General features: G+C 70.5%; 13 protein-coding genes. 8 read left to right on the forward strand and 5 right to left on the reverse strand.

Going from position 1 to position 14,012, the window contains the following annotated elements:
• The first annotated feature begins 4 nt into the window (after positions 1 to 4).
• Together ACZ7L5_RS27580 and ACZ7L5_RS27585 are read left to right on the forward strand one after the other, a co-directional pair.
• The gene (locus ACZ7L5_RS27580) at positions 5 to 790 is read left to right on the forward strand and encodes a glutamate racemase (RefSeq protein ID WP_471519631.1); all 786 of its coding nucleotides are present in this window, start codon (positions 5 to 7) and stop codon (positions 788 to 790) included.
• A gap of 105 nt (positions 791 to 895) precedes the next feature.
• Positions 896 to 1,438 carry a hypothetical protein gene (locus ACZ7L5_RS27585; RefSeq protein WP_471519633.1) on the forward strand — a complete coding sequence of 181 codons (543 nt, stop codon included), beginning with the start codon at positions 896 to 898 and terminating at the stop codon, positions 1,436 to 1,438.
• Between the two features lie 66 nt (positions 1,439 to 1,504).
• Here the strand turns inward: ACZ7L5_RS27585 and ACZ7L5_RS27590 are convergent, their stop codons facing one another.
• The gene (locus tag ACZ7L5_RS27590; protein WP_471519635.1) at positions 1,505 to 2,572 is read right to left on the reverse strand and encodes an O-antigen ligase family protein; all 1,068 of its coding nucleotides are present in this window, start codon (positions 2,570 to 2,572) and stop codon (positions 1,505 to 1,507) included.
• 320 nt (positions 2,573 to 2,892) lie between these two features.
• On the opposite strand from ACZ7L5_RS27590, the gene lnt reads away from it, so the two are divergent.
• The 4 genes from lnt (at position 2,893) to ACZ7L5_RS27610 (ending at position 8,084) form a co-directional block, all read left to right on the forward strand.
• A complete protein-coding gene (gene lnt / locus ACZ7L5_RS27595; RefSeq protein WP_471519637.1) occupies positions 2,893 to 4,506 on the forward strand; it encodes an apolipoprotein N-acyltransferase in 1,614 nt (537 codons plus the stop codon).
• 67 nt (positions 4,507 to 4,573) lie between these two features.
• Positions 4,574 to 5,053: an NUDIX hydrolase gene (locus tag ACZ7L5_RS27600; RefSeq protein ID WP_471519639.1), complete on the forward strand. Its 480-nt coding sequence runs from the start codon at positions 4,574 to 4,576 to the stop codon at positions 5,051 to 5,053.
• Positions 5,054 to 5,107: 54 nt separating this feature from the next.
• On the forward strand, positions 5,108 to 5,917 hold the full coding sequence (locus tag ACZ7L5_RS27605; RefSeq protein WP_471519641.1) for a 3-hydroxybutyrate dehydrogenase: 810 nt from the start codon (positions 5,108 to 5,110) through the stop codon (positions 5,915 to 5,917).
• 199 nt (positions 5,918 to 6,116) lie between these two features.
• Entirely contained in the window at positions 6,117 to 8,084 is a 1,968-nt protein-coding gene (locus tag ACZ7L5_RS27610; protein WP_471519643.1) for a helix-turn-helix domain-containing protein, read from the forward strand.
• Positions 8,085 to 8,139: 55 nt separating this feature from the next.
• On the opposite strand, the gene ACZ7L5_RS27615 is transcribed toward ACZ7L5_RS27610, so the two are convergent.
• The 4 genes from ACZ7L5_RS27615 to ACZ7L5_RS27630 form a co-directional block, all read right to left on the reverse strand.
• Positions 8,140 to 9,525, reverse strand: a complete 1,386-nt coding sequence (locus ACZ7L5_RS27615; protein WP_471519645.1) for an MFS transporter — start codon at positions 9,523 to 9,525, stop codon at positions 8,140 to 8,142.
• A complete protein-coding gene (locus tag ACZ7L5_RS27620) occupies positions 9,474 to 9,926 on the reverse strand; it encodes an acyl carrier protein (RefSeq protein WP_471519647.1) in 453 nt (150 codons plus the stop codon). Before ACZ7L5_RS27620 ends, ACZ7L5_RS27615 begins: the two co-directional genes overlap by 52 nt.
• A 218-nt stretch (positions 9,927 to 10,144) precedes the next feature.
• A complete protein-coding gene (locus ACZ7L5_RS27625; protein WP_471519649.1) occupies positions 10,145 to 10,966 on the reverse strand; it encodes an SCO6745 family protein in 822 nt (273 codons plus the stop codon).
• Between the two features lie 46 nt (positions 10,967 to 11,012).
• Positions 11,013 to 11,852 carry an alpha/beta fold hydrolase gene (locus ACZ7L5_RS27630; protein WP_471519651.1) on the reverse strand — a complete coding sequence of 280 codons (840 nt, stop codon included), beginning with the start codon at positions 11,850 to 11,852 and terminating at the stop codon, positions 11,013 to 11,015.
• Positions 11,853 to 12,159: 307 nt separating this feature from the next.
• Between ACZ7L5_RS27630 and ACZ7L5_RS27635 the strand changes: the two genes are divergently transcribed.
• Together ACZ7L5_RS27635 and ACZ7L5_RS27640 are read left to right on the forward strand one after the other, a co-directional pair.
• Positions 12,160 to 13,359, forward strand: a complete 1,200-nt coding sequence (locus ACZ7L5_RS27635) for an acetyl-CoA C-acyltransferase (RefSeq protein WP_471519653.1) — start codon at positions 12,160 to 12,162, stop codon at positions 13,357 to 13,359.
• A 10-nt stretch (positions 13,360 to 13,369) separates the two neighbouring features.
• Positions 13,370 to 13,999: an HAD family hydrolase gene (locus tag ACZ7L5_RS27640; RefSeq protein ID WP_471519654.1), complete on the forward strand. Its 630-nt coding sequence runs from the start codon at positions 13,370 to 13,372 to the stop codon at positions 13,997 to 13,999.
• Positions 14,000 to 14,012 lie beyond the last annotated feature (13 nt).

Consider the following 14,012-nt stretch of genomic DNA (forward strand, 5'->3'; position numbering starts at 1 on the left):
CCGGGTGAAGATCGCGCTTATGGACTCCGGAATCGGCTTGCTCGCGGCCACCGCCGCAGTACGGCGTCTGCGACCCGACGCCGATCTCGTGCTCTCACTCGACCCGGACGGCATGCCCTGGGGCCCCAGGACTCCTGAAGATCTCACCCGGCGTGCCGTGGCCGTCGCCGACGCCGCCGCCGCGCACCGGCCCGACGTGCTGATCGTCGGCTGCAACACCGCGTCCGTGCACGCGCTGCCCACCCTGCGCGCCCGCCTCGAACCGGGCATTCCGGTCATCGGCACGGTCCCGGCGATCAAGCCGGCCGCGGCCGGCGGCGGCCCCGTCGCGATCTGGGCCACGCCCGCCACCACCGGCAGCCCCTACCAGCGCGGGCTCATCGAGGACTTCGCCGACGGCGTCACCGTCACCGAGGTGCCGTGCTTCGGGCTCGCCGAGGCGGTCGAGCACGCGGACCAGACGGCGATCGACGCCGCCGTCGCCGCGGCCGCCGGGCTGACCCCAGAGGACGTGACGACCGTCGTCCTGGGCTGCACGCACTACGAGCTCGTCTCCGACCGCATCCGCGCCGCCGTCCAACGCTCCGGCTTCCCGCCGCTCGTCCTGCACGGCTCCGCCGGAGCGGTCGCCGCGCAGGCACTGCGCCGACTGGGCGAACAGCCCGCCCCCACGGCTGAAGCGAGCGGCACCCTGACGGTGCTGCTGAGCGGCCGCGAGGGAGCGCTCCCCGAGCCCGCTCTCGCCTACGACGAAGGCCGTCTGCTGCAGGCGATCAGCCCCGCCCGGTAACCGGCGGTCACCAAGCGGACGCCCACGGTCCGCCCTGGCCCGGTCGGCGCAATCACCCTCTGCAGCGCGGTACCAGCAGAGCGAAATCTGAGTAACCTCATAGCCATGAGGGACCACCCCCACGGCAGGAAGCCGCACCCCGATGTCTGGACCGGGCGGGCGACCAACCGGGTCCAATGGCTGCTGGCGCTCGTCGGCGGCGCATGCATGGCGCTCGGGATCGAGCTGGCCATCGATTCGCCGTGGACGGACGGCATCCTCCCGTTGGTCATGGCCGTCGTCGGCTGCATCGCGGCCGGGCTGCTGGTCCTCTTCGGCACTCTGGCGTTCGTGCACGTCGCCCTGAGGGTCGACCAGGAATGCCTCGAAGTGCGCTGCGGCCACATCGGTGTGCCGCGCCGCCGAATCCCCCTGTCCGAGGTCGTGGGCGCGGATTTCGTCCCGCATGTCACGCCGCGCCACTGGGGTGGCTGGGGCTACCGGTGGCGGCCCGAGAAGGGCACCGCGGTCGTCGTACGGCGTGGTGAGGGCCTGGTGCTCCAGCTGTGGGACGGACACACGTTCACGGTCACCGTGGACGACGCGGAGGCAGCCGTACGGGTCATCAGGGACCGGCTGCCGACCCGGACGGCCGACACGGCGCTCTGAGAACATCCCCGCGAACCGGCCCTTGGCGGCCCGGTGTGTCGGCGGACCCCTGTGTCCCGCCCCGGATCATGGGGTCTGCCGCTCGCCACGCGCGCGTGCGTCGATCTCGTGCGGCACCGGCTGCTTGACGATCGGACGTGCAGTCGCCAACCCCGCCAGCAGGCCCGCGCCCACCGACACGGTGGTGAAGCTGAGCGCGTTGCCGACCGCGGCGATCGCCGCCAGCGCCGTCAGGGCCGCGCCCGCGGTGAGCGCGACCGGGGTGGGGCGCGCGGTGCGCCACAGGGCGAACAGCATCCAGCAGAAGCCGGCTGCCAGTAGCAGCACGCCGATGACGCCCTGCTCCGCCGCCTGCTGCAACAGCGCCGAGTGCGGCTTGCCGTCGGACGGCAGCGTCTCGCTCGCCGTCGTACTGAGCTCCCCGAAGCGCCCTGGGCCCGCGCCCAGGACCGGGTCCCGGCTCGCCAGGTGCACGGCGTCGTGCCACAGCTCGATGCGATGCCGGGTGAGCTGACCCTCCAGCCAGGCGGCGAGTCCGTCGGGCGCCACGTTGCTTGCGACGGTCCAGGTCAGGCCGGTGACCGCCGTGGCGCTCAGGGCCAGTCCGGCGATGCCCACGCCGCGATGGCGGATGTGGCCGGCGGCGAGCGAGCACAGCACAACGGCGGAACAGGCGACGAAGCCGGTGGTCGAGCCCAGGACCGCCGCTGTCACCGCGATTCCGGCGGCAAGCATGCGCAGGCCCAGTCGCAGGGCTGGTGCGGAGGCGGTCCAAGCGGCGCAGCACGCGGCGCCGGCGGCGAGAGTCAGTACGGCCGCGGTGGCCCCGGCATGACCCAGCGGGACGTCGATCCGGGGCCCGGGGGAGAGGTGCGGAACGGCCAGAGTCAGGCTCACTCCTGCCAGTGCTCCGGCGCAGGGCGCGGCGACGGGCAGCAGCGCCCCGCCTATCCGGCCGGCGGCATAACCGGCGGACACGGCGAGGATCGCGAGCAGGACACCCTCGGGGCGGCCGTCGTGCACGGCAGCCGAGATCAGCGACCAGGCGGCGCAGGCCCCCAGAACCGCTACACCCGTCGCGTCAGAAACGTTTCGTCTGTCGTCGTCCTCATCCGGACCTGCCGCAGACGTCATCCCCGTGACATCCACCCCGCCCCCCGAACCCGGTCCCCCGACCTGTGACGGGCCCCGGCCGCCCGGACCTGACCGGCCGGTACGACTGAGGCTCCGGCATACCGTAACGGGTGATGGCCGATTTGTGGACGTGTCGTGCAGGAACGATGCGTCACACGAAGAACCGGGGGCAGGCATGCCCTGTGCGCCTCGGTCCGCGTGGGGACGGACCGTGGGCGTCGGCCGGGACCCCGGTGTCCACGCACGCGTGCGCAGGCCCGGGCCCCGCTGCCGTCGGACCGCGCTGTCGGAGCCAAGGTCGGCCGCCGTACACTCCCGGAGTGACCGTCACCGCAACTTCCGTGGGCGAATCGGACCAGTTGGAGCCGCAGATCGCGACCGCCTCGCGCGCGGCACGGCTGGCGCGCCGCCTGGTTCCGGCCCTCGCCGCGGCGCTCTCCGGAGTGCTGCTCTACGTCAGCTTCCCGCCCCGCACTCTGTGGTGGCTGGCCCTGCCGGCCTTCGCCGTCTTCGGCTGGGTGCTGCGCGGCCGCAGCTGGAAGGCGGCCTTCGGCCTCGGCTATCTCTTCGGCCTCGGCTTCCTGCTGCCGCTGCTGGTGTGGACCGGCGTGGAGGTCGGACCCGGGCCATGGCTGGCACTGGTCGTGATCGAGGCGATCTTCGTGGCGCTGGTAGGCGTGGGCATCGCCGCGGTGTCGAAGCTGCCGGGCTGGCCGGTATGGGCGGCGGCGCTGTGGATCGCCGGAGAAGCGGCACGCGCGCGTGCGCCCTTCAACGGCTTCCCCTGGGGCAAGATCGCCTTCGGTCAGGCCGAGGGCGTCTTCCTGCCCCTGGCCGCGGTGGGCGGCACGCCGGTGCTCGGCTTCGCGGTCGTCCTGTGCGGATTCGGCCTGTACGAGGTCGTACGCCTGGCTGTCGAGGCGCGGCGCACGCGCGTCGTACGGCGCTCCACTGCCGCCGTCGCCCTGCTGAGCGTGGCCGTACCGGTGGTGGGCGCGGTGGCCGCACGGCCCCTGGTCAGCGACAAGGCGGAGGACGGTACCGCGACCGTCGCCGTCATCCAGGGCAATGTGCCGCGCGCCGGCTTGGACTTCAACGCCCAGCGGCGGGCCGTACTGGACTACCACGCGCGTGAGACCGAGCGCCTGGCCGCCGAGGTGAAGGCGGGCAAGATCGCCCAGCCCGACTTCGTGCTGTGGCCCGAGAACTCGTCCGACATCGACCCGTTCGCCAACGCCGACGCCCGTGCCGTCATCGACAGGGCCGCCAAGGCGATCGGCGCGCCCATCTCCGTCGGTGGTGTCGTGGAGCGGGACGGCAAGCTGCTCAACGAGCAGATCCTGTGGGACCCGGTCAAGGGGCCCGTCGACAGGTACGACAAGCGGCAGATCCAGCCGTTCGGCGAGTACCTGCCGCTGCGCTCGCTCGTCGGGGCGATCAACGAGAACTGGACCTCGATGGTCCGCCAGGACTTCAGCCGGGGCAGCGAGCCGGGTGTGTTCACCATGGACGGCGCCAAGGTCGGCCTCGTCACCTGCTACGAGGCCGCCTTCGACTGGGCCGTGCGCTCCGAGGTGGTCGACGGCGCCCAGATGATCTCCGTGCCGAGCAACAACGCGACCTTCGACCGCAGCGAGATGACCTACCAGCAGCTCGCCATGTCCCGGGTCCGCGCGGTCGAGCACAGCCGGACCGTCACCGTGCCGGTGACCAGCGGGGTCAGCGCGATCATCATGCCGGACGGGACGATCACGCAGCGCACGGGCATGTTCGTGCCCGACTCGCTTGTCCAGGAGGTGCCGCTGCGCTCCACGGAGACGCCCGCCACGCGGCTCGGCATCCTCCCGGAGATCGCGTTGCTGCTGGTCGCCGCGGGCGGTGTCGGCTGGGCGATCGGCGCCGGCATGCGCGCGCGACGCGCCGGCGACGCGTAGCGGTAGGCCGATCGCATGCCCCGGAACTCGCCGGGGGCGCCGTTACCGGCCCATTAGGGTCGTGACCATGGCTACTCCTGACTTCATTCGTACGATCCGCGCTTCGGCCGGCCATCAGCTGCTGTGGCTTCCGGGCGTCAGCGCCGTCGTCTTCGACGAGCAGGGAAGGGTCCTGCTGGGGCAGCGCGCCGACAACGGCAAGTGGACGGTGGTCAACGGCATCCCGGACCCGGGAGAGCAGCCCGCCGTTGCCGCCGCTCGGGAGGTGTACGAGGAGACGGGTGTCCGATGCGTCGTCGAGCGGGTCGTCCTCATCCGGACCGGGAGTGAGGTCACCTATCCCAACGGCGACAGGTGCCAGTTCATGGACGTCACCTTCCGCTGCCGGGCCGTCGGTGGGGTGGCGCGCGTGAACGACGACGAGTCCCTGGAGGTGGGATGGTTCGAGGTGGACGCGTTGCCCGCGATGGATGAAGGTCAACTGTTCCGGATCAAGCAGGCACAGTGCGATGAACCCACGTGGTTCGAGCCCATGACCTCGGACTGAAGTATGGTCTGCGGCCATATGTGGTCAAGTGAGGGCGCTGCCTAGGGTCGAGCCATGACCCCGCCCAGCACTCCTCCCGCTCAAGGCTCGTCGTCGCCATCTCCGCTCGACCTCGGCGGCCGCACCGCCCTTGTCACCGGCGCCGCGGGCGGCATCGGCCGCGCCTGTGCGCTACGGCTCGCCGGCGCCGGGGCCAAGGTGAGAGCGGTCGACCGGGATGCCGCGGGGCTGGAGGAGCTCGCGGAGCGGAGCCGGGGCCTCGCGGGCGCCGTCGAACCGCACGTCCTGGACCTCACCGACCTGGACGCCGCCGAACACGCCGCCGCAGGCACCGACGTCCTCGTCAACAACGCCGGGTTGCAGCTGGTGCGCCCCATCGAGGAGTTCCCGCCGGACGTCTTCCACACGGTGCTCACCGTCATGCTGGAGGCACCGTTCCGGCTGATTCGTGGTGCATTGCCCCACATGTACGGGCAGGGCTGGGGCCGCATCGTCAATGTGTCCTCTGTCCATGGGCTGCGCGCCTCGGCCTTCAAGTCGGCCTATGTGGCCGCCAAGCATGGTCTGGAGGGACTCTCCAAGACCGCCGCCCTGGAGGGCGCACCCCACGGCGTCACCTCCAACTGTGTGAACCCCGCCTATGTGCGCACCCCGCTGGTGGAGCAGCAGCTCGCCGACCAGGCCGAGGCGCACGGGATTCCCGAGGAACGGGTGCTGTCCGAGGTGCTGTTGCAGGACAGCGCGGTCAAGCGGCTCATCGAACCGGAGGAGGTCGCCGAGGCCGTTGCGTATCTGTGCAGCCCACAGGCGTCCTTCGTGACCGGCACGTCGCTCGTGCTCGACGGTGGCTGGACAGCGCACTGATCGGTCGGGCTGATCGGTCGGGTCGATCGGGCACGGTGATCGGACGGGCTGAGGTCGGGCACGGTGATCGGATGGGCTGAGATGGGGCGTGGTGAACGGCCGTGCAGGTCGGTCGTACTGGTGGTCGGCCGGTGCCGGTGGAGCTCCGAGTTATCCACAGGGCTGACGAGGTGGCGGTGCGATGAGTAATCCTGTCGGCATGTCCCGCGATCACGTGCAGCCCGCCGAGCGTTCCGCCGCCGATGACGGAGCGCCCCTGAGCAGCGCCGAGGCGGTCCCGAGCAGTGCCGAGGCGCCGTTCCTCGAATTGCTGGCCCGGGGCGCGTCCGCCGACGCCTACGAGCAGCCGGTGCTGCTCGCCCGCGCCGAGGGCAGAGCCACCGAGCAGATCGCCGCGCTCGAACAGGCCAAGCTGCTCGCCCTGCGTGTGCGCTCCGAACTGGAAGGGCGACGCAGGCGAGAAGCCGAACTGTCGGCCCTCTTCGAGACGGCCCATGACCTGGCCGGGCTCCGGGACCTGGACGCCGTACTGCAGGCGATCGTGCAACGTGCCCGGTCGCTGCTCGGCACGGACGTCGCCTACCTCAGCCTGAACGACCCGGCCAAGGGCGACACCTATATGCGGGTGACCGAGGGCTCGGTCGCCGCCCGCTTCCAGCAACTGCGGCTCGGCATGGGGGAGGGCCTCGGCGGCCTGGTCGCACAGACCGCCCGCCCGTATGTCACCGACGACTACTTCAAGGACGAGCGCTTCCAGCACACCCTCGCCATCGACTCCGGCGTGCGGGACGAGGGACTGGTCGCCATTCTGGGAGTGCCGCTGATGCTGGGACACCATGTGATCGGCGTCCTCTTCGCCGCGGACCGGCGCGCCCGGGTCTTCGAGCGGGAGCAGATCGCGCTGCTCGGCTCCTTCGCCGCCCTCGCCGCGGCCGCCATCGACACCGCGAACCTGCTCACCGAGACCCGCTCGGCCCTCGCCGACCTGGAGCGGGCCAACGAGATCATCCGTGATCGCAGCGGAGTCATCGAACGAGCCTCGGACGTGCACGACCGGCTCGCCGAACTCGTACTGCGCGGCGGCGGTGTGCACGACGTGGCCGCCGCCGTCTCCGAAGTCCTCGACGGCACGGTCGAGTTCAAGGAGGCCACCGCCGCACCGGCCAGGGCGCTGGAGGTCTCCCGCGTCGAAGGCCACGCGGTACGACACGAAGCCGACTGGATCGCCGCCGTGGCCGCGGGCGGTGAACTCCTCGGCGCGCTGGTCCTGCGCGGCCACCCGGGCCTCGACCCCGTCGACCAGCGCACTCTGGAACGGGCAGCGATGGTCACCTCCCTTCTGCTGCTCGCCCGGCGATCCGCCGCCGAGGCCGAACAGCGGGTCCGGGGCGAGCTGTTGGACGACCTGCTCGACGCCCGCGACCGCGACCCTCGTCTGCTGCGCGAGCGCGCGGCGCGGCTGGCCGCCGACCTCGATGCCACCCACGTCGTCCTCGCCGCCCGCCTCGAAGCCACCGTGGCCGACGCCGACCAGGAGGCAGCCGCCCGCAGACGCCTGTGGTCCGCCGCGTCCCACCTCGCCGCGACCCGGCACGGTCTGGCCGCCGCCCGCGACGGCGGCACGGTCCTGCTGCTCCCCCTCGAAGCATCGGACACGGCCACCGCGCTGGCCCGCCGCGCCGCCCGCCATCTCGGCACGGCCGTCCACGAGGCGGTCACGGTCGGTGCCTCGGCCCCGGTCGAGAACCTGGTCGCCCACCCCGACGCGGTGACCGCCGCCTACGAGGAAGGCCGGCGCTGCCTGGACGCCCTGCGGCTGCTCGGCCGCTGTGGGGACGGTGCCGCCGCCGAGGACTTCGGGTTCGTGGGGCTGCTCCTGGCCGGCGACCGCGACATCGCCGGCTTCGTGGACCGCACGATCGGCAAGGTCGTCGCCTACGACGACCGCCGCGGCACCGACCTGCTGCGCACCCTCGACGCGTACTTCGCCTGCGGGATGAGCCCGGCCCGCACCAAGGACGAGCTGCACGTCCACGTGAACACGGTCGCCCAGCGCCTGGAACGCGTCGGTCGCCTCCTCGGCGGCGACTGGCAGAGCCCCGCCCGCGCCCTGGAGGTACAACTGGCCCTGCGCCTGCACCGGTTGTCCACACCGGCGCAGCGCTGACCCCCGCACGCGCAGGCGTACGGGGGCCAGTTCCCGGGCCAACGTCCGTGGTGCTTCAGACGGTGTGCGCGTCCGCCGGCCGGGCCTCCGCAGGCTCCGCGTCGTCCGCGGGCTCGATGTCGGCCAGATCGCGGTGGCGGGTCTCCTTGGCCAGCCCGACCGCGATCACCGTGAGGACGGCAGCGGCGATGACGTACAAGGCGATCGGGGTGGAGTTGCCGTAGTCGGCCAGCAGGGCGGTGGCGATCAGCGGTGCGGGGGCGCCCGCCGCGACCGAGGCGAACTGCGCGCCGATCGAGGCACCGGAGTAGCGCATCCGGGTCGCGAACATCTCGGAGAAGAAGGCGGCCTGGGGCGCGTACATGGCGCCGTGCAGGACCAGCCCCACGGTCACGGCGAGGATCAGGTTGCCGAAGCTGCCGGTGTCGATGAGCGAGAAGAACGGGAACATCCACAGCCCGACGCCGACCGCGCCGAGCAGGTAGACGGGGCGCCGGCCGATCCGGTCCGACAACGCACCCCAGGCCGGAATGACGGCGAAGTGCACGGCGGAGGCGATGAGTACGGCGTTGAGGGCGGTCTGCTTGGAGATGCCGGCCGAGGTGGTGGCGTAGACGAGGATGAAGGCGGTGATGACGTAGTAGCTGATGTTCTCCGCCATACGCGCACCCATCGCCACGAGCACATCACGCCAGTGGTGCCGCAGTACGGAGACCAGCGGGAGCTTCTCGGCCGTGTCCGCATGTGCGACCTTGCGTGCCTCCGCCTGTGCCAACGCCTGCTTGAAGACCGGCGATTCATCGACAGACAGACGAATCCACAAACCGACGATCACCAGCACACCGGAGAGCAGGAAGGGGATCCGCCAGCCCCAGCTCACGAAGGCGCTGTCCGACAGCACGGCAGTCAGCAGCGACAGCACGCCGGTCGCCAGCAACTGGCCTGCGGGAGCTCCGGTTTGTGGCCACGAGGCCCAGAAGCCACGCCGCCGCGCGTCCCCGTGCTCGGACACCAGCAGCACGGCCCCGCCCCACTCACCACCGAGCGCGAAGCCCTGCACCAGGCGCAGCACGGTCAGCAGCACGGGCGCGGCGGTGCCGATGGTCGCGTGCGTCGGCAACAGCCCGATCGCGAAGGTCGCCCCACCCATCAGCAACAGACTCAACACCAGCAGCTTCTTACGGCCGAGCCGGTCACCGTAGTGCCCGAACACCAGCGCACCCAGCGGCCGGGCCGCGAATCCGACGGCGTACGTAAGGAAGGACAGCAGCGTGCCGACGAGCGGATCGGAGTCCGGGAAGAACAGCTTGTTGAAGACGAGGGCGGCGGCTGAGCCGTAGAGGAAGAAGTCGTACCACTCGATGGTGGTGCCGATGAGGCTGGCGGCGACTATGCGCTTGAGGTTCCCGGGTGGTGGGGGAGCGGTTGTTGCGGAGGCCATGTTCGCCACTTCCTCGTGTGCGGTGGGGACGGGTAGGTATTCGCACACCGTAGAAACGTGCAGGTCAGGCGCACATGTGGTGGGGCAACATAGTTCGGCGCCTGGCTATGCATCAGACCACCATGCCTGCTCGCGGAGCGATGGCTCAGCGGCTCACGGACGGGCGAACATCGGTACCGGCCGGACACCTCTTCGCCCGTTACGCGACGGCGCGCGACTCCCGTGCCGTCCGCCGGCGACCGGATAGTCGGTGCGGAGAAGAACGTGGCGCCGGGCAACAACACGTTCAGTTTCCTCCTCACCGCCGCCATCAGACCTACGGCCCGGAGAGAGTCCCCGCCCAGTTCGAAGAAGTCGTCCAGGACAGAGAGCGAGGGCCGACACCCGACCAGGCGTGGCACAGGGTAGGAAGACCTAGGTCAGGCGCACATGTGGTGGGCCGACTACTTCTTCCTACCTGGAGTGTGCGGGCAACGCCCATGCCCGCCCTGCGCAACGGGCTCCGAGGGGCAGACGATCCCGCGTCATGGTACGTCGGCTGTCGCGGACACGGCCTTCTCCCAGGGTATGGCCGCTGGTTCCAGCGGATGAAGCAGGAGGCGGAGGGATGAGGGCCCGGTCAGCCGAGTTTGAGCAGGCCGGCTTCGACGACGGCGCGGCCGAAGGGACTGGCGAGTTCGGCGAGACGCTCACAGTCCGCCTCACCCAGAACGGCGTAGGCGGGGAGGGCCAGGCGGTCGGTGCGGTCCTCGATGTGCCGGCGCAGGCGTGCGCCTTCCGGGCTGAGGGAGTCGCCGTCGAGGAGACCTCGCGTGCGTAGGCGCTCCTGGGTGCCGGCCCACTCCTCCTCGGGCCATGCACGACTCGCCTTGAGGAAGTCGACGGGAACCTCACCGGTCGCGGCGTGCAGAACCAGGGCCTCCAGGCCTGAGACGCCCTCGCTCAGCAGGCACGCGACATGGCCGTCTCCACGGAACTCCCGGAGCAGTGTCTGAGCATGCCACAGCTGCAGTACCGGCTCCTGCGGCCAGGGCAGTGCGGCATGCGCGGCGAACAGCGGGCGGCCCTGCGCGTGTTCGCGGGCCGCCTCAGCAGCCCGGCGGGTCAGCACCAGCACCTCGTCGAAGTTGGGCAACTCGTGGATTCCCGCCCGTCGCAGGGCTTCGCCGGCCGCGGCGTACCGCGCGTCCAGCACCTGCTGCGGCGTAGTTGCGTCCCAGGCCCCATCGACCGCCCGCCGTACGACGTCGGGGTTGAAGTTGTAGAAGGTCGATATGACCAGCTCGGCGGATGCGCGGCCGAACGCGGCGCTCCTGGAGGTGAAGTACCCGGCGCGAGCGCTCAGGCCGAGGTCCGCGTACCGTAGCCTCCCCTCGGGGACGAAGTAGATCATTGCGTGGACGGGCTCGAGGCGGCGCCAGGCCGCGCGCGCAGTCTCCATGGGTCACCTCTCCGGAGAGTCGACGAACGGGAAATTCGCTGTGGGTTCAGTACTCGCCGTGCGCTTGCAGGTGTTCGAGCAGTAGCCGGCTCAGCGTTTCGGGCGCCTCCTCGGGGATCCAGTGGCTGACGCCCTGGAGGTTCTCGAACCGGTACGGCCCGTTGACCCATCGCTCGGTCTCCTGCGCGGCTGCCGGGCCGAACGCGCTGTCCTCCGTGCTCCAGACGTACAGCGTGGGCAGGTTGATGACGTCGATCGCGCCATCGGGGCGGCCGGCCCGGTACCAGTTCAGCGCCGCGGTGAGAGCGCCCGGCTGGGAGAGGTGGCGCACGTAGGCGTCCGCACTGTCTTGCGGGACCTTTCCGGCGTAGACATCCCGAAGCTCTTGGGCACCGTGGGCGAGCATGCGCTCCTCGGTCGCGGGTGTGTCGCGCCAGTCGATCATGTACTGGGAGCGTTTGCGCTGATCCTGGTCGGTGCGCAGGGCCGTGGCCAGAGCGCCGGGGTGCGGGGTCGAGACAACCGTCAGGGTGCGTACGCGGTCGGGGTGGGCGTGCGCGGTCCACGAGGCCACCGCGCCTCCCCAGTCATGGCCGACCAGGTCGAACGCCGCCCAGCCCAGTTCCTCACTGATCGCGACCACATCGTCTACGAGAAGGCCCATGCGATAGTCCTCGGGCCGTTCGGGGCGGGCGCCGGGGGAGTACCCACGCTGGTCGGGTGCCACCACCCGGTAGCCGTGCGCGGCCAAGGCCTCGATCTGCCGTCGCCACACCAGACCCGTCTGCGGAAAGCCGTGCAGCAGCAGCACCGGGCGGCCATCGGGCGGTCCCGCCGCGATCGCATCGAACAGACCCGCACCCGTGGAGATGCTCAGCTGGGACACGGCCCACCTCTCTGTACCGATATCTATACCGACTGGTCGGTACCTTCCCGGCGCGGGGGCGGGCTGTCAAGACCGAGGCATGGTTGAACCTGACGCCGAATTCAACTATAACCGGTCGGAAGGCCGACCCCTGGCCCCTGCGGCCATGGCGTGTCCAGTCGGTCAAGGAGTCGGTCAATGAGCCCTCTCCCCGCCGCAGTTGGCGTGCGGCGGCACCCTTTACCGGCAATCGAGCCCGGCTCGCGGCGTTCGAAGGTCCGGCCGGAGGGCCCGGACGAACCGGACCGACAGGAAACAGCGAGGCGACATGAGGGAAGCAGTCATCGTTTCGACAGCACGGACGCCGATCGGCAAGGCGTACCGCGGCGCGTTCAACGACACCCAGGCGCAGGAACTTGCCGCCCATGCCCTTTCGCACGCGGTGCAGCGCGCCGGGCTCGAGGGAGGTGAGGTCGAGGATGTGGTCTTCGGCTGTGCCGTGCAGCAGGGGTCCTCGGGTTTCAACGTCGCGCGGCAGGCCGCTGTGCGTGCCGGACTTCCGGCCATCGTGTCGGGGATGACGATCGACCGGCAGTGCTCGTCGGGTCTGATGGCCATGGCGACGGCTGCCAAGCAGATAGTCGCGGACGGAATGCAGGTCGCTGTCGGCGGCGGTGTCGAGTCGATCTCCTTGGTGCAGAACGACCACATGAACACCCACCGCATGGCGGATCCCTGGCTGGTCGAGCACGCGCCGGACATCTACCTGCCGATGCTGCACACGGCGGAGATCGTCGCAGAGCGCTACGGCGTGAGCCGGGAACGCCAGGACGAGTTCGCGCTGCTGTCACAGATGCGCACCGCTGCCGCGCAGGACGCCGGCCGGTTCGACCAGGAGATCGTCGCGCTCGACAGCGTCAAGAAGGTCCTGGACAAGCAGTCCGGGGAGGTGCGGGACGAGACCGTGACCCTGACCCGGGACGAGGGCAACCGCGCGTCGACGACGTTCGAGGGCTTGGCCGGGTTGGCGCCCGTGCTGCCGGACGGTCAGGTGAGCGGGCATTCCAGCGTCACGGCGGGCAACTCCTCGCAGTTGTCGGACGGGGCCTCGGCGTCGGTGCTGATGGAGGCGAAGGAGGCCGAGCGCCGAGGACTGGAACCGCTGGGCGTCTACCGGGGTATGACCGTTGCCGGTTGCGGGCCGGACGAGATGGGCATCGGGCCGGTGTTCGCCATTCCGAAGCTGCTGAAGCAGCACGACCTCACCATCGACGACATCGGCCTGTGGGAACTCAATGAGGCGTTCGCTTCCCAGGCGTTGTACTGCCGCGACGAACTGCACATCGACCCGGAGCGGTTCAACGTCGATGGCGGCGCCATCTCGGTCGGTCATCCATACGGAATGACCGGTGCCCGACTGGTGGGGCATGCCCTCATCGAGGGCAAGCGCCGAGGTGTCCGGTATGTGGTGATATCGATGTGCGTCGGCGGCGGAATGGGCGCAGCCGGACTGTTCGAGGTTGCCTGAGGTGTCGACCGTGACGGACAAGGCGCGAACCGCGGTCCTCGTGGACTTCGGCGGGGTCATCACCTCCAGTGTGCTGCGGGCCTTCACCGACTTCGGCGCCTCGCTCGGCGGCGACCCGCGCCTGCCGCTTGACCTCCTCGGCAGGGACGAGGCATCACGCACCCTGCTTGCCGACCACGAGTGCGGCCGTATCGACGCCGAAGCCTTCGAGCGAGGATTCGCCGCACGGCTCCGTGCGCACGGCGCCGACGTGGTGGCCGAAGGGCTCACGGCCCGTATGCAGGCGGCGATGTCGATCGACCAGGACATGCTCGCGCTGCTCGGTGATCTCCGAGCCGCCGGCCGTCCCGTCGCGCTCGTGTCCAATTCCTTCGGTAACGGAACCTACGACGGGGTCGAACTCGCCGCTGTCGCCGACGTGATCGTCATCTCCGCCGAGGTCGGGATCCGCAAGCCCTCCCGGCGGATCTACGCGATCGCATGTGAACGCCTCGGCATGGACCCCGAGGAGGCGGTCATGATCGACGATCTGCAGCAGAACCTCGACGGAGCGGCGCGGATCGGAATCGAGGGCGTACTGCACACCAGCGCCGCCGACACCCGTCGCCAACTCGCCGAACGCTTCGGGATCACCACCTGACGATCCACCGAGC

This window comes from Streptomyces sp. NPDC107528 (genome assembly GCF_055639295.1).